Annotated in this window: 22 protein-coding genes; 5 read left to right on the top strand and 17 right to left on the bottom strand. The window is 70.8% G+C overall.

Features of this window, described 5'->3' with window-relative positions; all coding sequences use genetic code 11:
* Position 1 precedes the first annotated feature (1 nt).
* Genes nuoH through QIS96_RS27760 form a run of 8 tightly spaced genes read right to left on the bottom strand, consistent with a single transcriptional unit; the run spans position 2 to position 9,133 of the window.
* Positions 2-1,360 carry an NADH-quinone oxidoreductase subunit NuoH gene (gene nuoH / locus QIS96_RS27795; protein WP_282545550.1) on the bottom strand — a complete coding sequence of 453 codons (1,359 nt, stop codon included), beginning with the start codon at positions 1,358-1,360 and terminating at the stop codon, positions 2-4.
* Positions 1,361-1,398: 38 nt separating this feature from the next.
* Positions 1,399-3,900, bottom strand: a complete 2,502-nt coding sequence (locus QIS96_RS27790) for an NADH-quinone oxidoreductase subunit G (RefSeq protein WP_282545513.1) — start codon at positions 3,898-3,900, stop codon at positions 1,399-1,401.
* Entirely contained in the window at positions 3,897-5,270 is a 1,374-nt protein-coding gene (nuoF, locus tag QIS96_RS27785; RefSeq protein WP_282545512.1) for an NADH-quinone oxidoreductase subunit NuoF, read from the bottom strand. The genes QIS96_RS27790 and nuoF overlap by 4 nt, the downstream gene beginning before the upstream one ends.
* Positions 5,270-6,076, bottom strand: a complete 807-nt coding sequence (nuoE, locus tag QIS96_RS27780; RefSeq protein WP_282545549.1) for an NADH-quinone oxidoreductase subunit NuoE — start codon at positions 6,074-6,076, stop codon at positions 5,270-5,272. The genes nuoF and nuoE overlap by 1 nt, the downstream gene beginning before the upstream one ends.
* A 17-nt stretch (positions 6,077-6,093) precedes the next feature.
* The gene (locus QIS96_RS27775; RefSeq protein WP_282545511.1) at positions 6,094-7,428 is read right to left on the bottom strand and encodes an NADH-quinone oxidoreductase subunit D; all 1,335 of its coding nucleotides are present in this window, start codon (positions 7,426-7,428) and stop codon (positions 6,094-6,096) included.
* The gene (locus tag QIS96_RS27770) at positions 7,428-8,204 is read right to left on the bottom strand and encodes an NADH-quinone oxidoreductase subunit C (RefSeq protein ID WP_282545510.1); all 777 of its coding nucleotides are present in this window, start codon (positions 8,202-8,204) and stop codon (positions 7,428-7,430) included. The genes QIS96_RS27775 and QIS96_RS27770 overlap by 1 nt, the downstream gene beginning before the upstream one ends.
* Positions 8,201-8,755, bottom strand: a complete 555-nt coding sequence (locus tag QIS96_RS27765; RefSeq protein WP_006133126.1) for a NuoB/complex I 20 kDa subunit family protein — start codon at positions 8,753-8,755, stop codon at positions 8,201-8,203. Before QIS96_RS27765 ends, QIS96_RS27770 begins: the two co-directional genes overlap by 4 nt.
* A gap of 18 nt (positions 8,756-8,773) precedes the next feature.
* A complete protein-coding gene (locus QIS96_RS27760) occupies positions 8,774-9,133 on the bottom strand; it encodes an NADH-quinone oxidoreductase subunit A (RefSeq protein ID WP_003974383.1) in 360 nt (119 codons plus the stop codon).
* A gap of 1,271 nt (positions 9,134-10,404) precedes the next feature.
* Between QIS96_RS27760 and QIS96_RS27755 the strand changes: the two genes are divergently transcribed.
* Positions 10,405-11,205 carry a C40 family peptidase gene (locus QIS96_RS27755; RefSeq protein WP_282545509.1) on the top strand — a complete coding sequence of 267 codons (801 nt, stop codon included), beginning with the start codon at positions 10,405-10,407 and terminating at the stop codon, positions 11,203-11,205.
* Positions 11,206-11,283: 78 nt separating this feature from the next.
* On the opposite strand, the gene QIS96_RS27750 is transcribed toward QIS96_RS27755, so the two are convergent.
* The gene (locus QIS96_RS27750; RefSeq protein ID WP_282545508.1) at positions 11,284-12,585 is read right to left on the bottom strand and encodes a geranylgeranyl reductase family protein; all 1,302 of its coding nucleotides are present in this window, start codon (positions 12,583-12,585) and stop codon (positions 11,284-11,286) included.
* Between the two features lie 122 nt (positions 12,586-12,707).
* Here QIS96_RS27750 and QIS96_RS27745 point away from each other — a divergent pair, with 122 nt between their 5' ends.
* Positions 12,708-13,232, top strand: a complete 525-nt coding sequence (locus QIS96_RS27745) for a GNAT family N-acetyltransferase (protein ID WP_282545507.1) — start codon at positions 12,708-12,710, stop codon at positions 13,230-13,232.
* A gap of 18 nt (positions 13,233-13,250) precedes the next feature.
* Here QIS96_RS27745 and QIS96_RS27740 read toward each other — a convergent pair whose 3' ends face one another.
* Both QIS96_RS27740 and QIS96_RS27735 read right to left on the bottom strand, forming a co-directional pair.
* A complete protein-coding gene (locus QIS96_RS27740) occupies positions 13,251-14,171 on the bottom strand; it encodes a glutaminase (protein ID WP_282545506.1) in 921 nt (306 codons plus the stop codon).
* 18 nt (positions 14,172-14,189) lie between these two features.
* Entirely contained in the window at positions 14,190-14,885 is a 696-nt protein-coding gene (locus tag QIS96_RS27735; protein WP_282545505.1) for a demethylmenaquinone methyltransferase, read from the bottom strand.
* A 267-nt stretch (positions 14,886-15,152) separates the two neighbouring features.
* On the opposite strand from QIS96_RS27735, the gene QIS96_RS27730 reads away from it, so the two are divergent.
* Entirely contained in the window at positions 15,153-15,356 is a 204-nt protein-coding gene (locus QIS96_RS27730) for a DinB family protein (RefSeq protein ID WP_282545504.1), read from the top strand.
* On the opposite strand, the gene QIS96_RS27725 is transcribed toward QIS96_RS27730, so the two are convergent.
* From QIS96_RS27725 to QIS96_RS27710, 4 genes are all read right to left on the bottom strand, one after another.
* Entirely contained in the window at positions 15,353-15,952 is a 600-nt protein-coding gene (locus QIS96_RS27725; protein ID WP_282545503.1) for a hypothetical protein, read from the bottom strand. The genes QIS96_RS27730 and QIS96_RS27725 overlap by 4 nt on opposite strands.
* Before the next feature lie 19 nt (positions 15,953-15,971).
* Complete coding sequence (gene mqnC / locus QIS96_RS27720) at positions 15,972-17,171, bottom strand: cyclic dehypoxanthinyl futalosine synthase (RefSeq protein WP_282545502.1); 1,200 nt, start codon at positions 17,169-17,171, stop codon at positions 15,972-15,974.
* 298 nt (positions 17,172-17,469) lie between these two features.
* A complete protein-coding gene (locus tag QIS96_RS27715) occupies positions 17,470-19,206 on the bottom strand; it encodes a serine/threonine-protein kinase (RefSeq protein WP_282545501.1) in 1,737 nt (578 codons plus the stop codon).
* Positions 19,207-19,301: 95 nt separating this feature from the next.
* Entirely contained in the window at positions 19,302-20,153 is an 852-nt protein-coding gene (locus tag QIS96_RS27710) for a menaquinone biosynthetic enzyme MqnA/MqnD family protein (RefSeq protein WP_282545500.1), read from the bottom strand.
* 360 nt (positions 20,154-20,513) lie between these two features.
* Here QIS96_RS27710 and QIS96_RS27705 point away from each other — a divergent pair, with 360 nt between their 5' ends.
* The gene (locus tag QIS96_RS27705; RefSeq protein WP_016645643.1) at positions 20,514-20,717 is read left to right on the top strand and encodes a cold-shock protein; all 204 of its coding nucleotides are present in this window, start codon (positions 20,514-20,516) and stop codon (positions 20,715-20,717) included.
* Positions 20,718-21,059: 342 nt separating this feature from the next.
* On the top strand, positions 21,060-21,755 hold the full coding sequence (locus QIS96_RS27700; RefSeq protein WP_282545499.1) for a trypsin-like serine peptidase: 696 nt from the start codon (positions 21,060-21,062) through the stop codon (positions 21,753-21,755).
* A 14-nt stretch (positions 21,756-21,769) separates the two neighbouring features.
* On the opposite strand, the gene QIS96_RS27695 is transcribed toward QIS96_RS27700, so the two are convergent.
* Both QIS96_RS27695 and QIS96_RS27690 read right to left on the bottom strand, forming a co-directional pair.
* Positions 21,770-23,323 carry an alpha/beta hydrolase gene (locus QIS96_RS27695; protein ID WP_282545498.1) on the bottom strand — a complete coding sequence of 518 codons (1,554 nt, stop codon included), beginning with the start codon at positions 23,321-23,323 and terminating at the stop codon, positions 21,770-21,772.
* 626 nt (positions 23,324-23,949) lie between these two features.
* Entirely contained in the window at positions 23,950-25,854 is a 1,905-nt protein-coding gene (locus tag QIS96_RS27690) for an AMP-dependent synthetase/ligase (protein WP_408907268.1), read from the bottom strand.
* Between the last annotated feature and the right edge of the window lie 148 nt (positions 25,855-26,002).

The following is a 26,002-nucleotide window of genomic DNA, read 5'->3' as shown; positions in this document are numbered from 1 at the left end:
CTCAGACACCGTCAGCCTCCTTTCCGTCACTGGCAGTATCGACGCCACCACTGACAATCAACTCCCGCTCCTGGCGCGAGCGTCGACGCGGCACGGGCGGCAAGGTCTGTCCCGGCAGCGGCGGTACGGGATAGCCGCCGGCCATCGGGTCGAACGCGGGCCCCGGCTCGGCGGGCGCTGCCTGCTCCTCGGCCTTCTCCCGCTTGTCGCGGTAGATGTCGACGACGAAGGAGAGCAGCAGGATCGCCAGGACGCCGCCGCCCACGTAGAGCACGATCCCGGTGAAGGGGACGTTCTCGTTCCGCAGCGTGCGTACGGTCGCGACGAGCATCAGCCAGGCCACCGAGACCGGGATGAGCACCTTCCAGCCGAGCTTCATCAGCTGGTCGTAGCGGACGCGGGGCAGGGTGCCGCGGAGCCAGATGAAGAAGAACAGCAGCAGCTGGACCTTGAGGACGAACCAGAGCATCGGCCACCAGCCCTGGTTGGCGCCCTCCCAGAAGGTGCTGATCGGCCAGGGCGCGCGCCAGCCGCCGAGGAACAGCGTGGTGGCGACGGCGGAGACCGTCACCATGTTCACGTACTCGGCGAGCATGAAGAGCGCGAACTTGATGGAGCTGTACTCGGTGTTGAAGCCGCCGACGAGGTCGCCCTCGGACTCCGGCATGTCGAACGGCGCGCGGTTGGTCTCGCCGACCATCGTCACCACGTACAGCAGGAACGACACCGGCAGCAGCAGGATGTACCAGCGGTCGCCCTGCGCCTCCACGATCGCCGAGGTCGACATCGACCCCGAGTAGAGGAAGACGGAGGCGAAGGCTGCGCCCATCGCGATCTCGTACGAGATCATCTGCGCGCAGGAGCGCAGGCCGCCGAGGAGCGGGTACGTCGAGCCGGAGGACCAGCCGGCGAGGACGATGCCGTAGATGCCGACGGAGGCGACCGCGAGGATGTAGAGCATCGCGATCGGCAGGTCCGTGAGCTGCATCGTGGTGCGCTGGCCGAAGATCGAGACCTGGTTGTCGGCCGGGCCGAAGGGGATCACCGCGATCGCCATGAACGCCGGGATGGCGGCGACGATCGGCGCGAGGACGTACACCACCTTGTCCGCGCGCTTGACGACCACGTCCTCCTTGAGCATCAGCTTGATGCCGTCCGCGAGGGACTGCAGCATGCCCCAGGGGCCGTGCCGGTTGGGGCCGATGCGCAGCTGCATCCAGGCGACGACCTTGCGCTCCCACACGATGGAGAAGAGCACCGTCACCATCAGGAACGCGAAGCAGAACACCGCCTTGATCAGGACGAGCCACCACGGGTCCCGCCCGAACATGGACAGGTCCTCGGCGGCGAGCGGGCTCATGGCGGCCGCTTCGACCGCCGTCTGGCTCAGACTCGCGTTCATGCCTGCACCTCCTTGGCCTCCGAGGCGGCGGCCACGGCCGGGCCGATGCGGACGAGTTCACCGGCACGCGCGCCGGTGTCCGAAGTGGTGCCGCGGCCGGTCGAGTTGAGCGGCAGCCACACCACACGGTCGGGCATCTCCGTGACCTGCAGCGGGAGTTGCACGTCTCCCTCCGGGCCGGTGACCGCGAGGACGTCGCCGTCCTTCACGCCGGCCTCGGCGGCGGTGGCCGCGGAGAGCCGGGCCACGGCCGCGTGCCGGGTGCCCGCGAGCGCCTCGTCGCCCTCCTGCAGGCGGCCCCGGTCGAGCAGCAGCCGGTGCCCTGCGAGCACGGCCTCACCGGCGCCGGGGCGCGGCAACTGCCCTGCCGTCTCCAGGGGTTCGGTGGCGCGCGGGCCGTCCCAGGCGCCGAGCCGGTCCAGCTCGCGGCGGACGGTGCGCTGGTCCGGCAGGCCCAGGTGGACGTCCATCGCGTCGGCCAGCATGTGCAGCACGCGCGCGTCGGTGGGCGGCAGCTGCCGGGTCATCTGGTCGGGCTTCAGGGCGGCCTCGAACATCCGGGACCGGCCCTCCCAGTTGAGGAACGTGCCGGACTTCTCGGCGACGGCGGCGACCGGAAGGACGACGTCCGCCCGCTCGGTGACCTCGCCGGGCCGCAGTTCGAGCGAGACCACGAAGGCCTCGTCGAGCGCCGCACGCGCGCGTGCCGGGTCCGGCAGGTCCGCCACGTCGACGCCCGCGACGAGCAGGGCGCGCAGCTCTCCGCCCGCGGCGGCCTCCACGATCTGGCCGGTGTCGCGGCCGAAGCGGTGCGGCAGTTCGGCCACGCCCCAGGCCGCCGCGACCTCCTCACGCGCGCGTGGATCGGTCGCGGGCCGCCCGCCGGGCAGCAGCGCCGGCAGCGCGCCGACCTCGACGGCACCGCGCTCACCGGCCCGGCGCGGGATCCACACCAGCTCGGCGCCGGTCGCGGTCGCCACGCGTACGGCGGCGGTGAGGCCGCCGGCCACGCTCGCCAGCCGCTCGCCGACGACGATCACCGCGCCCTCGGCCCGCAGCGCCTCGGCGACCTGCGCGCCGTCCTCGCCGAGCCCGACGCCGGAGGCGAGCGCGTCCAGCCACTCGGTCTCGGTGCCGGGCGCGGCGGGCAGCAGCGTGCCGCCGGCCTTGGTGAGGCCACGGGTCTCGTACGGGGCGAGCGCGAAGGTCTTCTGGCCGTGCTTGCGCCAGGCCTTGCGGAGCCGCAGGAAGACGCCGGGCGCCTCCTCCTCGGCCTCGATCCCGGCGAGCAGCACGGCCGGGGCCTTCTCCAGAGCGGTGTACGTGACGCCCGCCCCGTCGAGGTCCTTGCCGCGCCCCGCGACCCGCGCGGCCAGGAAGTCGGCCTCCTCCGCGGAGTGCGGGCGGGCCCGGAAGTCGATGTCGTTGGTGCCGAGCGCCACGCGCGCGAACTTGCTGTACGCGTAGGCGTCCTCGACGGTCAGACGTCCGCCCGCGAGCACGCCCGCACGCGCGCGTGCCGCCGTGAGACCTTCGGCCGCGGCCGCCAACGCCTCGGGCCAGCTGGCCGGTTCGAGCACGCCGTTCTCACCCCGGACGAGCGGGGTGGCGAGCCGGTCGCGCTGCTGCGCGTAGCGGAAGCCGAAGCGGCCCTTGTCGCAGATCCACTCCTCGTTGACCTCGGGGTCCTCGGCCGCGAGGCGGCGCATGACCTTGCCGCGCCGGTGGTCGGTGCGGGTCGCGCAGCCGCCGGCGCAGTGCTCGCAGACGGAGGGCGAGGACACCAGGTCGAAGGGGCGCGAACGGAACCGGTACGCCGCCGAGGTGAGCGCGCCCACCGGGCAGATCTGGATGGTGTTCCCGGAGAAGTACGACTCGAAGGGGTCGCCCTCGCCGGTGCCGACCTGCTGCAGCGCGCCCCGCTCGATCAGCTCGATCATCGGGTCGCCCGCGACCTGGTTGGAGAACCGGGTGCAGCGCGCGCAGAGCACACAGCGCTCACGGTCGAGCAGCACCTGCGTGGAGATCGCGACGGGCTTCTCGTACGTGCGCTTCTTGCCGTCGAAGCGGGAGTCGGCCTGGCCGTGCGAGACGGCCTGGTTCTGCAGCGGGCACTCGCCGCCCTTGTCGCAGACCGGGCAGTCGAGGGGGTGGTTGATGAGCAGGAGCTCCATCACGCCCTTCTGCGCCTTCTCCGCGACCGGCGACGTCAGCTGGGTCTTGACGACCATGCCGTCGGTGCAGGTGATGGTGCAGGACGCCATCGGCTTGCGCTGGCCCTCGACCTCGACGATGCACTGGCGGCAGGCGCCGGCCGGGTCGAGGAGCGGGTGGTCGCAGAAGCGCGGGATGTCGATGCCGAGCTGTTCCGCGGCGCGGATGACGAGCGTGCCCTTGGGGACGCTGATGTCGACGCCGTCGATGGTCAGCGAGACCAGGTCCTCGGGCGGAGGAGCCGTGTCTCCGCCCCCGGAGGGAGCATTTGTCGCGACCGTCATGCGTTCACCTCCGTGTGCTTGTCGGCCCAGAGGGTCGACTTGGCGGGGTCGAAGGGGCAGCCCCTGCCGGTGATGTGCTCCTCGTACTCCGCGCGGAAGTACTTCAGGGAGGAGAAGATCGGCGAGGCGGCGCCGTCGCCGAGGGCGCAGAAGGACTTGCCGTTGATGTTGTCGGCGATGTCGTTCAGCTTGTCGAGGTCGGACATCGTGCCCTTGCCCGCCTCGATGTCGCGGAGCAACTGGACGAGCCAGTACGTCCCTTCACGGCAGGGGGTGCACTTGCCGCAGGACTCGTGGGCGTAGAACTCGGTCCAGCGGGTGACGGCGCGGACGACGCAGGTGGTCTCGTCGAAGCACTGCAGGGCCTTGGTGCCGAGCATCGATCCGGCGGCACCGACGCCCTCGTAGTCGAGCGGGACGTCCAGGTGCTCGTCGGTGAACATCGGGGTCGAACTGCCGCCCGGCGTCCAGAACTTGAGGCGGTGGCCCGGCCTCATGCCGCCGCTCATGTCGAGGAGCTGGCGGAGCGTGATGCCGAGCGGGGCCTCGTACTGGCCGGGCGATGCGACATGGCCGCTGAGCGAGTAGAGCGTGAAGCCCGGGGACTTCTCGCTGCCCATGGACCTGAACCAGTCCTTGCCCTTGTTCAGGATCGCGGGAACCGACGCGATGGACTCGACGTTGTTCACCACAGTGGGGCAGGCGTACAGACCGGCGACAGCGGGGAAGGGGGGTCGCAGCCGGGGCTGGCCACGCCGTCCTTCGAGAGAGTCGAGCAGCGCGGTTTCCTCGCCACAGATGTACGCCCCGGCGCCGGCGTGCACAGTGAGTTCAAGATCGAGTCCTGATCCCAGGACGTCGTTCCCCAGATATCCCGCCTCGTACGCCTCTCGTACGGCCTCGTGCAACCGTCGCAGCACGGGGACGACTTCACCCCGCAGGTAGATGAACGCGTGGTTCGACCGGATCGCGTAACAGGCGATCACGATGCCCTCGATGAGGCTGTGCGGATTGGCGTAGAGGAGCGGGATGTCCTTGCAGGTGCCCGGCTCCGACTCGTCAGCGTTGACAACTAGATAGTGCGGTTTTCCGTCGCCCTGCGGGATGAACTGCCACTTCATCCCGGTGGGGAAGCCGGCGCCGCCACGGCCGCGCAGCCCTGCGTCCTTCACGTACGCGATGAGGTCGTCCGGGGACATGGCGAGGGCCTTGCGGAGGCCTTCGTACCCCTCGTGCCTGCGGTAGGTGTCCAGGGACCAGGGGCGGTCGTCGTCCCAGAACGCGGAGAGGACGGGGGCGAGCAGCTTCTCGGGGCTGTGCTCTCCTCCGGTCTCCGGACGGGAGCCCCCGTAGGCGGTGGACACGGTCATCACTCCCCCTCCTCGGCGGTGGGTCCGGCCGGGTGGTCCGGGTCCGAGGCCGACGTCTGCTGCGGTGCGTCGTGCGAGCTGAGGTGCTCGGCGGGCGACTCGCCCTGCGGGGCCTCGCCGCGGGGGTGGACCACGCGCGCGGGGACGGCCTCGCCCCTGGCCAGGCGGAGCCCGATGAGCGAGGCGGGGCCTGCGGCGCCACCGGCTTCGACGGCGCCTTCGCGCTCGTCCGGGAACCCGGCGAGGATGCGGGCGGTCTCCTTGAACGTGCAGATCGGGGCGCCGCGAGTGGGCTCGACGGTACGGCCCGCGCGCAGGTCGTCCACGAGCTGCTTGGCCGACTGGGGGGTCTGGTTGTCGAAGAACTCCCAGTTGACCATCACCACGGGGGCGTAGTCGCAGGCGGCGTTGCACTCGATGTGTTCGAGGGTGACCTTGCCGTCCTCGGTGGTCTCGTCGTTGCCGACGCCGAGGTGCTGCTTCAGCTCCTCGAAGATGGCGTCGCCGCCCATGACGGCGCACAACGTGTTGGTGCAGACGCCGACTTGGTAGTCGCCGCTCGGCTTGCGGCGGTACATCGTGTAGAAGGTGGCGACGGCGGTGACCTCGGCGGTGGTGAGGCCGAGCACGTCGGCGCAGAACTGCATGCCGGTCCGGGTGACGTGCCCTTCCTCGGACTGCACGAGGTGCAGCAGCGGGAGCAGCGCCGAGCGGGAGTCCGGGTAGCGGGCGATCACCTCGCGGGCGTCCGCCTCGAGCCGGGCGCGGACGTCGGCCGGGTAGTCGGGGGCCGGGAGTTGGGGCATCCCGAGCGATACATCGGTCACCGGTCGACGCCTCCCATCACGGGGTCGATGGATGCGACGGCGACGATCACGTCGGCGACCTGGCCGCCTTCGCACATGGCCGCCATGGCCTGCAGGTTGGTGAAGGACGGGTCGCGGAAGTGGACCCGGAAGGGGCGGGTGCCGCCGTCCGAGACGACGTGCACGCCGAGCTCGCCCTTGGGCGACTCCACCGCGGCGTACGCCTGTCCCGGCGGGACCCGGAAGCCCTCCGTCACCAGCTTGAAGTGGTGGATCAGGGCCTCCATGGAGGTGCCCATGATCTTCTTGATGTGGTCGAGCGAGTTGCCCAACCCGTCCGGGCCGAGGGCCAGTTGGGCGGGCCAGGCGATCTTCTTGTCGCCGACCATCACCGGGCCGGGCTCCAGGCGGTCGAGGCACTGCTCGACGATCCGCAGCGACTGGCGCATCTCCTCGAGGCGGATCAGGAACCGCCCGTAGGAGTCGCAGGTGTCGGCGGTGGGGACCTCGAAGTCGTACGTCTCGTAGCCGCAGTACGGGTCGGTCTTGCGCAGGTCGTGCGGCAGGCCCGTGGAGCGGAGGATCGGTCCGGTGGCGCCGAGGGCCATGCAGCCGGCCAGGTCGAGGTAGCCGACGTCCTGCATGCGGCCCTTGAAGATGGGGTTCCCGGTGGCGAGCTTGTCGTACTCGGGAAGGTTCTTCTGCATCTTCTTCACGAACTCGCGGATCTGGTCCACCGCGCCGGGCGGCAGGTCCTGGGCGAGTCCGCCGGGGCGGATGTACGCGTGGTTCATCCGCAGGCCGGTGATCAACTCGTAGATGTCGAGGATGAGTTCACGGTCGCGGAAGCCGTAGATCATGATCGTGGTGGCGCCGAGCTCCATGCCGCCGGTGGCGAGGGCGACGAGGTGCGAGGACATCCGGTTGAGCTCCATCAGGAGCACGCGGATGACCGAGGCGCGGTCCGGGATCTCGTTCTCGATGCCGAGGAGCTTCTCCACGGCCAGGCAGTACGCCGTCTCGTTGTAGAACGGCGTCAGGTAGTCCATGCGCGTCACGAACGTGGTGCCCTGCGTCCACGTGCGGTACTCGAGGTTCTTCTCGATGCCCGTGTGCAGATAGCCGATGCCGCAGCGGGCCTCGGTGACGGTCTCGCCGTCGATCTCCAGGATCAGGCGCAACACCCCGTGCGTGGACGGGTGTTGGGGGCCCATGTTGACGATGATGCGCTCGTCGTCGGACTTCGCCGCCTGCTCGACGACCTCGTCCCAGTCGCCGCCGGTGACGGTGTAGACGGTGCCTTCGGTGGTCTCCCGGCCGGAGGCGTGGGACGTTGCGTTGGATGCTGACATCAGCTGTACGACCTCCGCTGGTCGGGAGCCGGGATCTGGGCGCCCTTGTACTCGACGGGAATGCCGCCGAGCGGGTAGTCCTTGCGCTGCGGGAAGCCCTGCCAGTCGTCCGGCATCATGATCCGGGTGAGGGCCGGGTGCCCGTCGAAGATCAGCCCGAAGAAGTCGTAGGTCTCGCGCTCGTGCCAGTCGTTGGTCGGGTACACGGGGACCAGGGACGGCACGTGCCGGTCGTCGTCCGGGGCGCTGACCTCCAGGCGGATCAGGCGGCCGTGGGTGATCGAGCGCAGGTGGTAGACGGCGTGCAGCTCGCGGCCCTTGTCCTCCGGGTAGTGCACTCCGGAGACGCCGGTGCACAGCTCGAAGCGGAGCGCCGGGTCGTCGCGCAGGGTCTTCGCGACGCGGACGAGGTGCTCGCGGGCGATGTGGAAGGTGAGCTCGTCGCGGTCGACGACGGTCTTCTCGATGGCGTTCTCGGGGAGCAGGTCCTGCTCCTCAAGGGCGCCCTCCAGCTCGTCCGCGACCTCGTCGAACCAGCCGCCGTATGGCCGGGAGGAGGCGCCGGGCAGGCGTACGGAGCGGACCAGGCCGCCGTAGCCGGAGGTGTCGCCGCCGTTGTTGGCGCCGAACATGCCGCGCTGGACGCGGATCTCCTCGCCGTGGTCGCCGCGCTGGCCGGGGAGGTTCTGCGTGCCGAGGTCCTTCTCGGGGTTCACGCCGTTGTTGTTGCCGTTGTTGCTCTTGTTGCCGTTGTTGCCGTTGTTGCTCTCGCTCACCGCAGCAGCCCCTTCATCTCGATGGTGGGGAGCGCCTTGAGCGCCGCTTCCTCCGCCTCGCGGGCCGCCTCCTCGGCGTTCACGCCGAGCTTGGAGGACTGGATCTTCTGGTGGAGCTTGAGGATCGCGTCCATCAGCATCTCGGGCCGTGGCGGACAGCCGGGCAGATAGATGTCCACGGGCACGACGTGGTCGACGCCCTGGACGATCGCGTAGTTGTTGAACATTCCGCCCGAGGACGCACAAACCCCCATGGAAATAACCCACTTGGGATTCGGCATCTGGTCGTAGACCTGGCGCAGGACGGGCGCCATCTTCTGGCTGACACGGCCGGCGACGATCATCAGGTCGGCCTGGCGCGGCGATCCGCGGAAGACCTCCATGCCGAAGCGGGCGAGGTCGTACCGCCCGGCGCCTGTCGTCATCATCTCGATGGCGCAGCAGGCGAGGCCGAAGGTGGCGGGGAAGACGGATGACTTGCGCACCCAGCCCGCGGCCTGTTCGACAGTGGTCAGCAGAAAGCCGCTCGGCAGCTTCTCTTCGAGTCCCATAGGTGCCCCCTCAGCCCCTCAGTCCCATTCCAGGCCGCCGCGACGCCAGACGTACGCGTAGGCCACGAAGACGGTGAGCACGAAGAGCAGCATCTCCACGAGCCCGAAAATCCCCAGGGCGTCGAAGGTGACCGCCCAGGGGTAGAGGAAGACGATCTCGATATCGAAGATGATGAAGAGCATCGCCGTCAGGTAGTACTTGATCGGGAAACGCCCTCCGCCGGCCGGCGTCGGCGTCGGCTCGATGCCGCATTCGTAGGCCTCGAGCTTGGCTCGGTTGTAGCGCTTTGGACCGATGAGCGTGGCCATGACCACGGAGAAGATCGCAAAGCCGGCGCCTAGGGCTCCCAATACGAGGATGGGCGCATACGCGTTCACCGCTCCTCGCTCCTCTCAGTCGACATTGACTGCTTCGGCGGACGGACCTGAAGGACCTGCCAACCCCCTAAGCCCCCGAAGACCACGAAGATCACGGTTATGTGAGGCAGTTCACAAGCCCAACTGCCCCGCATCCTATGCCCGCCGGTCTGTGATCTGCGACACGGGGTACGACAACGACTTTGTGATCTCCACCACCTGACGAAGGATCATGAAGTCGGATGAGCGGTGATCTTCATACGCGAAGCACCGAAGTGATCACTAGAGGTGACATCCGTACTCATCGTGCCTGGTCGGGAGGGGTGCGGCACTATCAAGAGGTGCCCCTTGCAAGCAAATTGGCGCTGGACAGAAGTGGCTGGTATTGAAGCCCGGCCTGCCGTGCGGGGAGGGGTCGCCGGCGATCACGGCACCGAGTGCCAGGCCGAGCGGACGGCTTCCGTAAGGAAGTTGGATGCGCGACGCACGTGAAGCCGCCCGGCGAACCTGTGATGCCGATGTGACGGGTGGGGCACAAGGGGCTGATGGGATCCGGCCGCGAGGGAACGCGTGCACACGTTCACGAGCGGGCGCGAGCGAGGGCGAGCGGGCCCGAGCGAGGGACGGCGAGCGGCGCGCGCCGGTCAACGGGCGACAAGCAGCGGGCGCAAGCGATCAACGGGCGACGAGCGACGGGCGCGAGCAGCCGACGGGCGACGAGTGGACGGCGAACGGCAGGCGCGAGCAGTCGCCGGTCGACGAGCAGCGGGCGCGAGCGGACGGAGCCGCCGGCGATCCGGCGGAGGCGGCCGTCGAGCCCGCGAAAAGAGGGCGGGCGACAGGGGTCCCACGGGGCCAACCACCCACCCCCGCCGTGCACTTCACACACACATTCGGGGCACCCCGCGGTCACGACGGGCGCGGCACGTTCACATGACATAGCGGTTCGCATCGGACATTCCATAGCGAACACCCCGTCAACTGCCCAGGGAAAGCCCGGATGTTCGCCCTCGACTACCCGTTCCGCCGGTGACCTTTCCGTGACCTATGCCACGTTACTGATTCGTCGTGAACCTCGGGCTTGGCCATCGACCGAATCGGATGGTAAGCGCAGGGCAAATGGGACGTAACCCAGAAACACAATGATCACAGGCGTGATCCGTGGTGTCCGCATTGCCCGTTACGGCGTCAATAAAGGCCGACACGCCCGGGATTCACGCCACGGGCACGTAACTGTGGCGCACCACACGTTTCTTGAAGGGAACCCGGAGGCCCTGATAGCGGTTGTACTCATGTCCCACACCGCTCACATACCCAGCCACCGGAAGCCCCGCCCGCAGCGAGCCACGAAGCTGCGCGCCGGAGTTGCCGGTGGCGTCCTCAGCACCCTCGCGGTGGCCGGCTCCGCCGGTTCGGCGCACGCGGCCGAGCCGGTGACCGAGACCATCGAGATGCCCACGCTCACCACCGAGCTGGCCACCAAGGTGGCCGCGAGCGCGGACGCCACGCAGCAGGCTGCGGACTCCTACAAGCTGCAGGCCGAGCAGGACGCCGCAGCCGCGAAGGCCGCCAAGGAGGCCAAGAAGGCCAAGGCCAAGGCGATCGCCAAGGCCAAGGCCGAGAAGGAGGCGAAGGAGCGCGCCGCCGAGGAGCGTGCCGCACGCGCCGCCGAGCGCCAGACGCTCAGCGCCGTCTCCGACACCGCCTCCGGCACCGCCGACTCCGTCGCGCCCGTCAGCGGCAGCATGGGCGCCGTCATCGGCTTCCTGAAGGCCCAGCTCGGCGACGCCTACGTCATGGGCTCCACCGGCCCCGACTCGTGGGACTGCTCGGCCCTCGTCCAGGCCGCCTACAAGCAGGCCGGCATCGACCTGCCGCGTGTCTCCCAGGACCAGTCGATGGTCGGCACCGAGGTCGGCACCGCCAACCTCCAGGTCGGCGACATCCTGTACTGGGGCGGCAAGGGCTCCGCGTACCACACGGGTGTGTACATCGGTGACGGCCAGTACCTCGACGCCGCCAACCCCAGCAAGGGCGTCGTCATCCAGGACCTGTCGGGCTACCCGGCCGACGGAGCCGTCCGCGTCATGTGACGGACCCCGAGACGCACGAAAGGGCCGCCGCTCCGCAGAGGAGCGGCGGCCCTTTCGGTATGCCTCGCGCGGCCCGGCTCAGGCCTTCGGGGCCACCTTGGAAAGGCCGTTGATGATCCGGTCCATCGCGTCGCCGCCCGTCGGGTCGGTCAGGTTGGCCAGCATCTTCAGCGTGAACTTCATCAGGACCGGGTGGGTCAGACCGCGCTCCGTGGCGATCTTCATGACCTTCGGGTTGCCGATGAGCTTCACGAAGGCGCGGCCCAGCGTGTAGTAGCCGCCGTAGGTCTCCTTGAGGACCTTCGGGTAGCGCAGCAGGGCCAGTTCGCGCTGTGCGTCGGTGGCGCGGGCGTGCGCCTGCACGATCACGTCGGCGGCGAGCTGCCCCGACTCCATGGCGTACGCGATGCCCTCGCCGTTGAACGGATTGACCAGACCGCCCGCGTCACCCACGAGCAACAGGCCCTTGGTGTAGTGCGGTTGGCGGTTGAAGGCCATCGGCAGGGCGGCGCCGCGGATCGGCGTCGTCATGTTCTCCGGGGTGTACCCCCAGTCCTCCGGCATCGACGCGCACCAGGCCTTGAGCACCTCGCGCCAGTCCAACTCCCGGAACGCCTTGGAGGAGTTGAGGATGCCGAGGCCCACGTTGGACGTGCCGTCGCCCATGCCGAAGATCCAGCCGTAGCCGGGCAGCAGCCGGTCCTGCGGGCCGCGCCGGTCCCACAGCTCCAGCCACGACTCCAGGTAGTCGTCGTCGTGGCGCGGCGACTCGAAGTACGTACGGACCGCGACGCCCATCGGGCGGTCCTCGCGGCGGTGCAGGCCCATCGCGAGGGAGAGCCGCGTCGAGTTGCCGTCGGCGGCGACCACCAGCGGGGCGTGGAAGGTGACTTCGCGCTTGTCCTTGGAGTCGGCGTCGCCCAGCTTGGCGTGCACGCCCGTGATGCGGCCCGTGCGGTCGTCGATGATCGGGGCGCCCACGTTGCACCGCTCGTAGAGGCGCGCGCCCGCCTTCTGCGCCTGGCGGGCCAGCTGCTCGTCGAAGTCGTCGCGCTTGCGCACCAGGCCGTAGTCCGGGTACGAGGCCAGGTCCGGCCAGTCCAGCTGGAGTCGGACGCCGCCGCCGATGATGCGCAGGCCCTTGTTGCGCAGCCAGCCCGCCTCCTCGGAGATGTCGATGCCCATCGACACGAGCTGCTTGGTGGCGCGCGGGGTGAGGCCGTCGCCGCAGACCTTCTCGCGCGGGAACGCCGTCTTCTCCAGGAGCAGGACGTCGAGTCCGGCCTTCGCCAGGTAGTACGCAGTCGTGGAACCGGCTGGCCCGGCCCCGACGACGATCACATCTGCACTGTGCTCGGAGAGGGGCTGGGGCTCGGTCACTGCTGATCTCCCCGGGGTTCGGAGTTGTGGAGTTCGGCTGTCGGCTGACTCACATGCCGAAGCGCACTGGACATGGGCAGTCTATGGGGGCGTATCCACCACGGACCGAAGGGCTGCCTCGTATGACGTCACCGACGCCGAGCACCGCCGCACCCGCCCCTGCCGTCAAGCTCCGCGTCCCCACCGAGGAGGACGCGTACGCCTGGCACCGGGTGTTCGACCACCCCGAGGTCATGGAGTTCCACGGCGGCAAGTCCGCCGAGCTGTCGGTGTACGAGGAGCTGACCGCCCGCCAGCGCATGCACGACGCGGAGCTCGGCTTCTGCCTGTGGACGCTGCTCGACGAGGAGGACCGGGTGCTCGGCTTCACCGGCGCCCAGCCCTGGCCGCACGCGTGGGGGCCCAAGGGCGCGATGGAGATCGGCTGGCGGCTCGGCCGGGAGGCCTGGGGGCGCGGGTACGCGACGGCGGCGGCGCGCACGACGCTCGACCGGGTCCGGGCGGCCGGGGTGCGCGAGGTGGTGGCGATGGTGGCCGCGGAGAACGAGCGCTCCATCGCCGTGACCCGCCGCCTCGGCATGGAGCTCGCGGAGACGTACACGACGCCCACGGGCCGGAAGGGCCACTGCTTCAAGCTGGCCCTCTGACACCCCGGAGGCGGGCGGTCAGAAGACCGACAAGCCCGTCAGCGTCGTGAAGCGGTCGAGCGCGGCCACGCCCGCAACGGAGTTGCCGCGCTCGTCCAGCCCCGGGCTCCACACGCAGAGCGTGCCCCGGCCCGGCACGACGGCCACGATCCCGCCGCCGACGCCGCTCTTGCCGGGCAGCCCGACGCGGTACGCGAACTCGCCCGCGGCGTCATAGGTCCCGCAGGTCATCATCACCGCGTTGATCTGCTTGGCCTCGCTGCGCGTGAGCAGCCGGGAGCCGTCGGCGCGCACCCCGTGCCGGGCCAGGAAGCCCGCGGCCAGGGCGAGATCGGCGCAGCTCATCTCGATCGAGCACTGCCGGAAGTAGTTGGCGAGAAGGGTCGGCACGGGGTGCCGGATGTTCCCGTACGAGGCCATGAAGTGCGCGAGGGCCGCGTTGCGGTCGCCGTGCGCGGTCTCGGACGCGGCCACCTCCAGGTCGAACCCGAGCTCCGGGTTGCCGCTCTCGGCGCGCAGGAAGGCCAGCACCTCCTCGCCCGCGTCACCGGTCAGCGACTGCAGCCGGTCGGTGACGACGAGGGCGCCCGCGTTGATGAACGGATTGCGCGGAATGCCGTTCTCGTACTCCAGCTGCACCAGGGAGTTGAAGGGGTTGCCGGAGGGCTCGCGGCCCACGCTCTCCCACAGCCCGGCGCCGTCCTTCGCGAGGACCAGGGCGAGGCTGAACACCTTGGTGATCGACTGGACGGAGAACGGAACCTGCCACTCCCCCACGCCGTGCACCTGGCCGTCGACGTCGGCGAAGGCCATCCCGAAGCGGTGCGGGTCGACGCCGGCGAGCGCCGGGATGTAGTCGGCGCTGCGGCCCCGGCCGGGCAGGGCGCCCACCTCGTCGGCGATCTGCTCCAGGACGGCCTGGAAATCCACGTTCACCACCGGTCGCGCGCGTGCTTGTCAGGCCTGCTTGAAGCCGCGGTGCAGGGCCACGATGCCGCCGGTGAGGTTGCGCCAGGCCACCTCGGACCAGCCGGCCGACTGCAGCCGCGAGGCGAGCGCGGGCTGGTCCGGCCACTCCCGGATCGACTCGGCGAGATAGACGTACGCGTCCGGGTTCGACGAGACCGCACGGGCCACCGGCGGCAGCGCGCGCATCAGGTACTCGGTGTAGACCGTGCGGAACGGGGTCCAAGTGGGCTGGCTGAACTCGCAGATGACGACGCGTCCGCCGGGCTTCGTCACCCGGTACAGCTCGCGCAGGGCCTTGTCCGTCTCCTGGACGTTGCGCAGCCCGAAGGAGATGCTGACCGCGTCGAAGACGTCGTCGGCGAACGGCAGCCGGGTCGCGTCGCCCGCCGTGAACGGCATGTGCGGGTGGCGCTGCTTGCCGACGCTGAGCATGCCGAGCGAGAAGTCGCAGGGCACGACGTACGCACCGGCCTGCGCGAAGGGCTGCGAGGAGGTGGCGGTGCCGGCGGCGAGGTCGAGGATCTTCTGCGCGGGGCGCGCGTCCACGGCCTTCGCGACCTCCTTGCGCCAGAGCCGGGCCTGGCCGAGGGAGAGGACGTCGTTGGTGAGGTCGTACTTCTCGGCGACGTCGTCGAACATCTCGGCGACTTCGTGCGGCTGCTTTTCCAGGGATGCGCGGGTCACCTGGTCATTGTGGCAGGCACCCCCATCCCCCCGCGGACGGGACCCGGCCCTGCGGGCCCGCCCCGGCGTCTGCCCTGTGCCGTCTCGTCGGCGCCTGCGGCCCGGTGGTCCGTCCTCGCGCAGTTCCCCGCGCCCCTGAAAGCTGCGGCTCCGCCGCGCTTTCCCGGAGAGATGCCGCACGCAGTGCGCATCTCAGGGGCGCGGGGAACTGCGCGACCAGCCCCCACCGGGGCCGCAGACGAATGGAGGCCCTCTACGCTGAGGCGCGTGAAACGGTGGATGGCAGGCACCTGGCTGGTGCTCGTACTCGGTGCGTGGGCGTTCACAGAGTCCATCAACGACCGCATCGAACCGAGTTCGGGACGAACAGAACCCACCCCGGCCGCACCGTCCGTGCCCGTCGACCTGGACTGCCCGAGCCGCGCCCCGGACGGGTCGATCATGGGGTGCGCGTACGCCGTGGAGGACTAACGCCCCCGGTACACCAACCGCCCGCCGACCACCGTCGCCACGCACGTGGACGCGCCGCGGCGGACCAGCTCGGCGCGGTCCTCGACGTCGAACACCGCGAAGCGGGCCGGGCCACCCACCGTCAGGCCCGGCAGCAGCACCAGCGGGCGCGGGGAGAGCGAGACGGGACCGGGAAGCCCCTCCGGGCGGGCCGCGAAGACGAGCCCGGAGCGCTGCGCCACCTCGAGGACCGCCTTGGCGCGCAGCTCACCGGCGATCGCCACCGTCCCGTGCGCGAACAGCCGCTGCACCCCGCGCCGGGCGCTCGCGCCGAGCTTCGCGGGGTCGGCGCGGAACAGCTCGCGCGCCCGCTCCCCGCCGATCGGCGCGGTGCCGAACGTGTCGGCCTCGCGCGGATCGGGGTGGTACGTCGACTCCAGGATCTCCGGGCCGTACGGATTGAGCAGTCCGGGCGTGAGGATGCCGGGCCAACGCCGCACCCGCGCCTGCGGGTTGGCGGCGACCAGCTCCTCGTACGGGCCGAGCCCGGCGATCGTCGCGGCGTCGACCAGGACGGCCGACTCGGGGGACGCCTCGGCGACGTGAAGTGTCAGCACAACGACTCGGTACGCGCGCTCAGTTGGAGGAGAGCAGCTTGAGCTCGGGGTGGGCCGTGCCGCCCTCGATCGCGATGGACGAGATGTGCGAGGCGACGCGGGCGTCGACCGGGTCGTTCGCCGGGTCGTCGTGCACCACGAGGTGCTCGTACGTCGTGCTCCGCTGGGCGGGCACACGGTCCGCCGTACGGATCATCTCGATGATCTCCTGCAGGTTGGAGCGGTGCTTGGCGCCGGCCGACGAGACGACGTTCTCCTCCAGCATGACCGAGCCGAGGTCGTCCGCGCCGTAGTGCAGGGTGAGCTGGCCGATCTCCTTGCCCGTGGTGAGCCAGGAGCCCTGGATGTGCGCGACGTTGTCGAGGAAGAGGCGGGCGATGGCGATCATCCGCAGGTACTCGAAGATCGTCGCCTGCGTACGGCCCTTGAGGTGGTTGTTCTCGGGCTGGTAGGTGTACGGGATGAAGGCGCGGAAGCCGCCCGTCCGGTCCTGTACGTCGCGGATCATGCGCAGGTGCTCGATGCGCTCGGCGTTGGTCTCGCCCGTGCCCATCAGCATCGTGGAGGTGGACTCCACGCCGAGGTTGTGGGCGATCTCCATGATCTCCAGCCAGCGCTCGCCGGACTCCTTGAGCGGGGCGATCGCCTTGCGCGGGCGGGCCGGAAGCAGCTCGGCGCCGGCGCCCGCGAAGGAGTCGAGGCCGGCGGCGTGGATGCGCTGGATGGCCTCCTCGACGGAGACCTTGCTGATCCGCGCCATGTGCTCGACCTCGGAGGCGCCGAGGGAGTGGATGACCAGCTGCGGGTAGGCCTTCTTGATCGCCGAGAAGTGCTCTTCGTAGTACTCGACGCCGAAGTCCGGGTGGTGGCCGCCCTGGAACATGATCTGGGTGCCGCCCAGTTCGACGGTCTCCGCGCAGCGGCGCAGGATGTCGTCGAGGTCGCGGGTCCAGCCCTTCTTGGTGTCCTTCGGGGCGGCGTAGAACGCGCAGAACTTGCACGCCGTCACGCAGACGTTCGTGTAGTTGATGTTCCGCTCGATGATGTACGTCGCGATGTGCTCCGTGCCCGCGTACTTCAGCTTGCGCGCGGCGTCGGCGGCGCGGCCGAGCGCGTGCAACGGCGCGGAGCGGTAGAGGTCGAGGGCCTCTTCCGGGGTGATCCGCCCGCCCTCGGCGGCGCGGTCGAGAACGGACTGGAGGGAGGCCTTCTCGGTCACCGGGGTCCCTTTCAGGCGGTTTCAGGCGGTCTTACGCGCGGACTGATCCAGCGTACGCCAGGCCTCCGACAGCCCCGCTCCGAGGCCCCGCGCACACTCCCGAACCCCGGGGCCTGCCGTTTGGATCTTGCCGGGGCCGCGGGCCCTGGCACGCACATCTGCGGCGTTGTCGTCGGTGGCCAACGCTCCGCGTTGACGCCCTCCTCCGCCTTGCAGCTGCACGCACCAGACCCCGCTCAACTCGACCGGCACTTACCGCCGACCAGATCCGGCCTGACCCAAACGACAGGCCCCGGTGCTACCGCCGGGAGAGCCGCGCCACGGGGCTGCCGCCGTCCGGGTTCTCCGACGTGTACTTCAGGTCGTCGCCGACCAGCCGGAGGCGGACCGGGTGGTCGTTGTCCGTGCAGCGGGAGTCGCTCTTGTCCTTGGCACGGCCGACGGCGACGATCTCGTCCTTCGTGACCTTCTTCAGGGTCAGGACGTCCGTGCAGGTGCTCCAGCCCAGCTCGTCCGTCATGCTCGCGGTGCCGAACTCCTCGCCGGGGCGGGCCTGTTCGACGACGACCCTGACCGTGCCGGACGGAAGGGAGCCGCCGAGCGCCGTCGCCTTGCCCTCCCAGGTGCCGAGGTAGCGCTTCGGGATGCTCTGCGCCGGCTTCGCGCCGGGCTGCTGCTCGCCCTCGGCCGGCGGCTTCTTGGCCGCGTTCGTGTCGCCGCCGCCCCCGGGCAGCAGCCCCGACATGAACACCCCGCCGACGGTGACCGCGGCAAGGGCTCCGGCCACCGCGAGCGCCACGGTGCAGCTCATCCGCCGCCCCCGGCCACCCTCGCCCGGCGCGCTGCCCGCGTCCACGCTCACGGCGAGCCGACCGCGCTGCGGCGGTACGGGACTGCCGGCCGCGGACGAGTCGGCCGAGGTGGCGGTGGCGTGCCGGGCAGCGTCCGCGGCGTACGCCGGATCCGCCGGCCCGAACCCGGGCACGCCGGGCGGCGGGGGCTCGGCGCTGCGCGGGTCGAAGTGCGAGGAGGCGGGCCCGCCGTCGTCCGCGCCCGTGGCGGTGGGCACCGGCCGCCCTATCGAGGGGCTGCTGAACTCCACGAGCCCCGAGGCCTGTTCGGGCTCGCCCGCCTCCAGGTCGAGGAGGCTGACCGCGCTCCGGCTGACCTGCTCGACCAGGGGCGCGGGCAGCCAGCCGGAGACCGCGAGGGCCGCCGCGCCCTCGGGGGCGAGCCGCCGGGCCACCTCCTCGGGCGTGGGCCGCGCGGCCGGGTCCTTGGCCAGGCAGTCGGCGACGACGTCCCGCAACTCGCCTTCGGGGAGCGTGAGTTCGGGCTCCTCGTGGACGACCTTGTAGAGCAGCGAGGCGGCCGACGCGTCACCGCCGAAGGGCGCGGCGCCCGTCGCCGCGTACGCCAGGACCGCGCCGAGGGAGAAGACGTCGGCGGCGCCGGTGACGCCCTTGCCGAGGATCTGCTCGGGCGACATGTAGCCGGGCGAGCCGATGGAGACGCCCGTCGAGGTCAGCGAGGCGGTGCCGTCGGTGGCGCGGGCGATGCCGAAGTCGATCAGGCGCGGGCCGTCCAGGGTGAGCAGCACGTTGGACGGCTTCACGTCGCGGTGGACCAGGCCGAGGGCGTGCACGGCGGTGAGCGACTCGGCGAGCCCCGCGCCCAGGACGCGTACCGCCTGTTCGGGCAGTGCGGGCAGGGCGCCGCGCTCGCCGACGGCGGCGGAGAGCGAGGGCCCCGCCACGTACCCGGTGGCGACCCAGGGCACCGAGGCCTCCGGGTCGGCGTCGAGCACGGGCGCGGTCCAGGCGCCGCCGACCCGGCGCGCGGCGTCTACCTCGCGGCGGAAGCGGGCCCGGAACTCCTCGTCGAGCGCGAAGTGCGGGTGGACGACCTTCACGGCGACGGTGCGGCCGCCGGAGCTGCGCCCCAGATAGACCCGGCCCATGCCGCCCGCGCCGAGCCGGCCGAGCAGCCGGTACGGCCCGACGACGGTCGGCTCTCCCGCTTCCAGCGGCTGCATGAGGCCCCTCCCCCGTTGTCCCGCGTCGTCCCGCCCTTCCCCCAGCAGCCTACGGGCAGTGGGGGCGGGTCGGGCCAGGGGTGGACGGGGCCCGGTCAGGCCTGCAGCAGGTCGACCCGTACGTCCGCGTCGAAACCGGTGCTCGGGCCGACGCGGCGGGCGAACTCCCGCACTCCGGCGAGCTGGTCGGAGCCGAAGCGGAAGTCGAGGGTCGTGAAGTAGCGCTCCAGGACGGCCGCGTCGAAGGACTCCCAGCGCGCGGCCTGCTCGGCGACCTTGGTGACTTCTTCGAGGGACACGTCCCGGGAGGCGAGGAACGCCTCGTGCACCTTGTGCACCACCTCGGGCTCGCGCTCCAGGTAGTCCTTGCGGGCCGCCCACACGGCGAAGACGAACGGCAGGCCCGTCCAGTCCTTCCACATCTGGCCCAGGTCGTGGACCTGGAGGCCGAGCTGCGGCCCGTCGTGCAGGTTGGCGCGCAGGGCCGCGTCCCCGATCAGCACGGCGGCGTCCGCCTCGCGCATCATCAGGCCGAGGTCCGGCGGGCACGTGTAGTAGTCGGGCGTGACGCCGACGCTCTCGGCGAGCAGCAGCTGCGCGAGCCGTACGGAGGTCCGCGAGGTCGAGCCGAGCGCGACCCGGGCGCCGTCGAGCTGGTCGAGCGGCAGCTGCGACACGATCACACAGGACATCACGGGGCCGTCGCAGCCCACGGCGATGTCCGGCATGGCCACGAGCTGGTCGGAGTTCTTGAGGAATTCGACGAGGGTGATCGGGGCGATGTCCAGATCACCGCGTACGAGCCGCTCGCTGAGCTTCTCCGGGGTGTCCTTCGTGAGCTCCAGGTCGAGCAGGGTTCCGGTCCGCGCGAGGCCCCAGTACAGGGGCAGGCAGTTCAGGAACTGGATGTGCCCGACGCGCGGGCGGTTGCGAGGAGAATTGTCCACATCGCGAGGCTAGCTCCCGTGCGATACCGTTCCTCGCCTGGGTCCGCCACACGCCTCCCGACGAGGCCGCCGACCAGATCAGAACGGGCCCTCTACGAGAACCGCAGCGGTCCCCCGGATGTACGGATGTCAACGACTTCGTGCCCTTACTCAAACGTCCGGGTGGCGTGATCTTGCCCTCTATCGCTTCCGGCTGCCTGCGTGCTAGGCTCGCCGCAAGTTGCAGTTTAGTTTCCCTTGCAGTACAGAGCCTGCGGAGCATGTGACCGCGGGCTCTCGTCGTTTTCAGACTTTTGCGGTTGTGCTTGACACGCGTGGGGTTCTGGAGCAGGGACACTCTTTGGCCCATAGGAGGGCTTTATGGCTACCGGAACCGTGAAGTGGTTCAACGCTGAAAAGGGCTTTGGCTTCATCGCCCAGGAAGGCGGCGGCCCGGATGTCTTCGTCCACTACTCCGCGATCAACGCGTCTGGCTTCCGTTCCCTCGAGGAGAACCAGGCCGTGACGTTCGACGTCACGCAGGGCCCCAAGGGCCCGCAGGCCGAGAACGTCACCCCGGCCTAATCAGGCCAGGAACCTCTCGGTTTCTGATCCGGTACGGATAGCAGTACCCAAGGAGCCTCGCCCCCGCTTCGTGCGGCGGAGCGGGGCTCCTGCCTTTTTGCGGCAGTTCCGAGCGGACCCGCGTTCCGGAACCGCCTTCCCGACCCGCCTTCCCGTTCCGGGTGCCGGGCTTCCGGATTGCGCACGCGCGGCTTCGGGGCGGGAATGGAATGTGCGGGCCTCCTTGAACTCCTCAGCCCCGAGAAGTTCAAGGATTAACTATCTTCGGTCGCGGGGAATTCCCCCGTGATTTCACAGGCTTGTCGTACGGGCTTCCCGACAATCCGGCGACGGGAGTCGTTCATGGCGCAGCGGCTGCGGGCGGTACTCGTGGCGAGCGCCCTGATGTCCTGTGCCGTCCTGCAGGACGCCTACGCGCTGGACGCGACAGCGCCGCCGCCTGCTTCCGCCGGGGTCGGACCACTCTTCGGCGACGACGGGCACTTCTGCACCGCGTCCGTGGTGCACAGCCCCGACCGGAGCCTGATCGTCACGGCCGCGCACTGCCTCGCCGACGGCGACGAGGTGTCCTTCGCGCCCGGCTACCGCGACGGCCGGGCCCCGTACGGGTTCTGGGAGGTGGAGCGGGTCTTCGCCGACGCGGCCTGGCGGGACGGCGAGGACGAGGACCACGACCTGGCCTTCGCCACCGTCCGCCCGCGCGACGGCCGCCGCATCGAGGACGTCACCGGCGCGGGCCCGCTCGCTACCGACGGGCGTGCGGGCCGCGAGGTCACCGTCACCGGCTACCCCTCGGCCGAGGAGGCGCCGCGGGTCTGCACCGCGACGCCGACCGCGTTCCACGGCACCCAGCAGCGCATCGCCTGTCCCGGCTTCTCGACCGGGACGAGCGGCAGCCCCTGGGTCGACGCCGGCGGGCGGATCACCGGAGTGCTCGGCGGCTACCAGGAGGGCGGGGACAGCCCCGACGTTTCGTACAGCGTGCTGCTCGACGGGCGGGCCGCCGCGCTGTACCGCGAGGCGACCCGTACGCCCTGAGGGGGCCGGCCCGGCTACTCCTCGCCGCAGTAGAGGCTGCCGTGGCCCAACTCGCCGTAGAGCAGGTAGTCGTCGGCCTTCCGCGCGACGCACTTGGAGGAGAAGTAGCCGGTGTGGCCGTCGCCCTGATTGTCGAGCAGGACGGCCTGGTCGCCGAGGCGCTGGGCGGTCTCCACGGCCCACTGGTACGGGGTCGCCGGGTCGCCACGGGTGCCGACGAGCAGGAAGCGTGGGGTGTCCACGTCGTGGATCTTGCGGATGAAGTCGGTGCCCTTGGGCTGGCCGGCGCAGAGCAGGACCTGTTCGAGGCGGGCGGGGCCGAAGATCGGGGAGGCCTCGGTGTAGTCGTCGATCAGGCCCTCGATCAGCTTCTCGTCGGAGAGTTGGGCGGCGGTGAGGCGGTCCGGGTCGTCGGCGCAGTTCACCATGGCCAGGGCGACGCCGAAGTTGTCGGGCGGGATGTCGTCCTGGGCGACGATCCCGCCCGCTCCGCTCCTCGTGGCCGGCGGCGTGACGTGCTCGTCCGGGGGCGGGATCGGCACGCCGCTGAGGCGGAGCAGTGCTCTCGGGTCGCGGTCGGCGACCACGTTGCCGAGAGCCTGGGCCAGGGTGGGCCAGGCGTCGCGGTGGTACAGGGCCGAGCCGAGGGAGTTGACCAGGTCGTCGCCGCTGTACTCCAGGCCCTCGCCGAGCGGGATGGGCTTCCCGTTCAGCTGGTCCACGAGTTGGGCCACGCGCTGTCTGGCGTCGCGCGAGTTGTCGCCGAGGACGCAACCGCCGCCCTGGGCGCACCAGGTGGCGAAGTTGTCGAGGGCGGTCTGCTGGCCCTCCACGGCCACCCGGTTCTGCTGCACCATCGGCTCGGTCAGCGTGTCCACACCGTCCAGGACCATGCGGCCCACCTTGTGCGGGAACTGTCCGGTGTAGACGGCGCCGAGGCGCGTTCCGTACGAGAAGCCGAGGAAGTTGAGCTTGTCGTCGCCGAGGGCCTCGCGCATGACGTCCAGGTCGCGGGAGACGTTGACGGTGCCGACGTGGTCGGCGACCGGGCCTGAGCGCTTGCGGCAGACCTGCCACTGCTCGGCGGCGTGCTCCAGGACCGCGCTCGCGTCGTCGGCCAGCGGCTCGTCCGGCATGTCGCTGCCGTCGCCGCAGGTCACCGGGGAGCTGGTGCCTACGCCGCGCGGGTCGAAGCCCACCACGTCGTAGCCCTTGGCCAGATCGCCGAACTGCTTGGCCCAGCCGACGAGTCCGGCCACTCCGGGGCCGCCCGGCCCGCCGAAGTTCACGAGCAGCGAGCCGCGTTTCTTGCCGGAGGCCGGGATGCGGTTCAGGGCGAGATCGAGGGTGCCCTTCTCGGGGGCGGCGTAGTCGAGGGGGACGGTGACTCGGCCGCATCGCATGTCGGACGGGGCGCCGTCCAGGCCCTTGCAGGCGTGCCAGGTGAGGGGCTGGTCGTAGAAGGGGGTGAGGTCGGGGGTGGCGTCGTCCGCGGGGGTGGCCGGGGCGGCGGTGGTGGCCAACAGGGCGAGTGTGGCGGCGCTGGCTATCGCACAGCGTGTGCGCATCTGGGAACCCTCCGTGCAGGTACCCCCTGGGTCACGATAGGCCTGGCCTGCCCGCACCGCTCTCCGACCAGGCTGCATTCGTTTCCCCACCCCGCCCCTTCCCGAAAGCCTGCGGCACTTCGGGGGCCGGCCCCCGGGCCCCCGCTCCTCAAACGCCGGAGGGGCTGAATTCGGCGGAGTGGGGCCCCAATAGGGACGCGCGGAACTGCGCGCCCGGCCACGACGGCGCGACAGCCGAACAACGACCGGGAACCGGGGGGCAAAGCCCCGGTTTCCAGGGGCGCGGGGCTGTGACATCTGCAGCTCCGCCGCGTGGGCGCGACCAGCCACAACCCACCGGCAGCCGAACGACATCCGAGGCCCCCAGAGGAGCCCGCGAAGCGGGGCCCCAAAAGGGGCGCGGGGAACTGCGCGACCAGCCACAACGACGCGGCAGCCGAACGACGACCGGGGAACGGGAACCGGGGCGAAGCCCCGCTTTCCAGGGGCGCGGGGAACTGCGCGACCAGCCACGACGGCGCGACAGCCGAACGACGACCGGGGAACGGGGGGCGAAGCCTCCGGGTGGCAACCCCAGGCCGGGGGGGGGCGGAGCCCCCGGAGCCGTTCGTCATGGGAGAGGGACGTCAGGTCGCTTGGTCGGCCGGGCCGTACAACCCCTCGATCTCCCTCGCAAAAGCCCGCTCGATCGCCGCCCGCTTCAGCTTCAGGGACGGGGTCAGGTGCCCCGCCTGCTCCGTGAAATCGGTCGGCAGGACCGCGAAGCGGCGGATGGACTCCGCGCGGGAGACCAGCCGGTTGGCCTCGTCGACGGCCCGTTGGAGGGTCTCCAGGAGCTCCGGGTCGCGGACGAGGTCGGCCGATGGCACGTCCTGCTTCTTCTTCATCTGGCGCCAGTGCGCGATGCCGTCCGGTTCGAGGGTGAGCAGCGCCGCGACGTACGGGCGGTTGTCGCCGACGACCATGCACTGGCCGACCAGCGGGTGTGCGCGCAGCCAGTCCTCCAGGGGCGCGGGCGCGACGTTCTTCCCGCCCGTGGTGATGAGGATGTCCTTCTTCCGCCCGGTGATGGAGAGATACCCGTCCGCGTCGAGCGCGCCGACGTCGCCTGTCCCGAACCACCCGTCGTGCGCGGGCCGCACCTCGCCCGACTGCCCGTCCCAGTAGCCGCCGAAGACCTGGCCGCCGGAGAGCAGCACCTCGCCGTCGTCCGCGATCCGCACCGCCGTGCCGGGCAGCGGCCAACCCACCGTGCCCAGGCGGGGTTTGAGGGGTGGGGTGACCGTCGCGGCGGCGGTCGTCTCGGTGAGGCCGTAGCCCTCGTAGATCGTGATGCCCGCGCCCGCGTAGAACGCCGCGAGCCGCCTGCCGAGCGGGGAGCCGCCGCAGATCGCGTACCGCACCCGGCCGCCGAGGGCCGCGCGGATGCGCCGGTAGACCAGCGGGTCGTAGAGCGCGCGGGCCGCCTTCAGGCCGGCGCTCGGGCCGGGCCCGGTGCCGTGTTCGGCGGCCTCGACGGCCTCGGCGTAGCGCCGGGCGATGCTCGCCGCGCGGTCGAAGGACGCGGCCCTGCCGAGCTTCTCGGCGGTGGCGCGGCCGGTGTTGAAGACCTTCTCCAGGACGTACGGGATGGCCAGGAGGAAGGTGGGGCGGAAGGCGGCCAGGTCGGCGAGGAGGTCCTCGGTCTGGATGCTGGGTGCGTGCCCGAGGCGTACGCGGGCGCGCAGGCAGCCGATCGCGACCATCCGCCCGAAGACGTGCGAGAGGGGCAGGAAGAGGAGCGTGGAGGCGGGTTCCCTGGTGAGGGACTTGAAGACCGGGTGCAGGAGTTCCACGGCGTTGTCGACCTCGGCGAAGAAGTTGCCGTGCGTGAGGACGCAGCCCTTGGGGCGGCCGGTGGTGCCGGAGGTGTAGATGAGGGTGGCGGGCGAGTCGGGGGTGCGGGCCGCGCGGCGCTCGTCCACCTCGGCGTCGTCGAGGCCGTCGCCCGCCGCGGCCACGGCGGGCAGGTCGGTGAAGGTCCAGACGTGCCGCAGGTCCGGGATGCGGTCGCGCTCCGGGCCGAGCGCGGCGGCCTGCTGCCCGGTCTCCACGGCGACGGCGACGGCCCCCGAGTCCTGCAGGATCCAGCGGGTCTGGAACGCGGACGAGGTCGGATACACCGGCACGGTGACAAGACCCGCCGACCAGGCCGCGAAGTCGAGCAGCGTCCACTCGTACGTGGTCCGCGCCATGATCGCGAGCCGGTCGCCGGGGCGCAGACCGTGCGCGATCAGCCCCTTCGCGAGCGCCCGCACCTCGGCCGCGAACTCCCGCGCGCTCACGTCCCGCCATGTCCCGTCGGCACTCTTGCGGCTCAACACGGCCTCGGTGGGGGCCTGTTCGGCGTTCTCGTACGGGATGTCCGCGAGCGAGCCCGCGGTCACGGCGGGTGCGAGGGGCGGCACGGCCACCTCGCGCACGACGCCTGCCGTGACCCTCTTGTGCGGTTCGACGAGCGGGGGCGGCGCGGGGGTGTTCTTACGGGGCACTTGGCTCCTCAGGGATGGGGGTCGCCCCGATAGGGGCGCGGGGCTGTGACATCTGCGGCTCCGCCGCGTGGGCGCAACCAGCCACGACGGCGCGGCAGCCAAAAGACAGCCGACGGCCGTCTTTCGGGAAGGGGCGGGGCGGGGAGAA

The sequence above is a fragment of the Streptomyces cavernicola genome (assembly GCF_029968035.1).
In the GTDB taxonomy this organism is placed as follows: Bacteria; Actinomycetota; Actinomycetes; order Streptomycetales; family Streptomycetaceae; genus Streptomyces; species Streptomyces cavernicola.
Note: the sequence above shows the minus strand (reverse complement) of the source record. Positions and strands in the feature narration are given on the sequence as shown.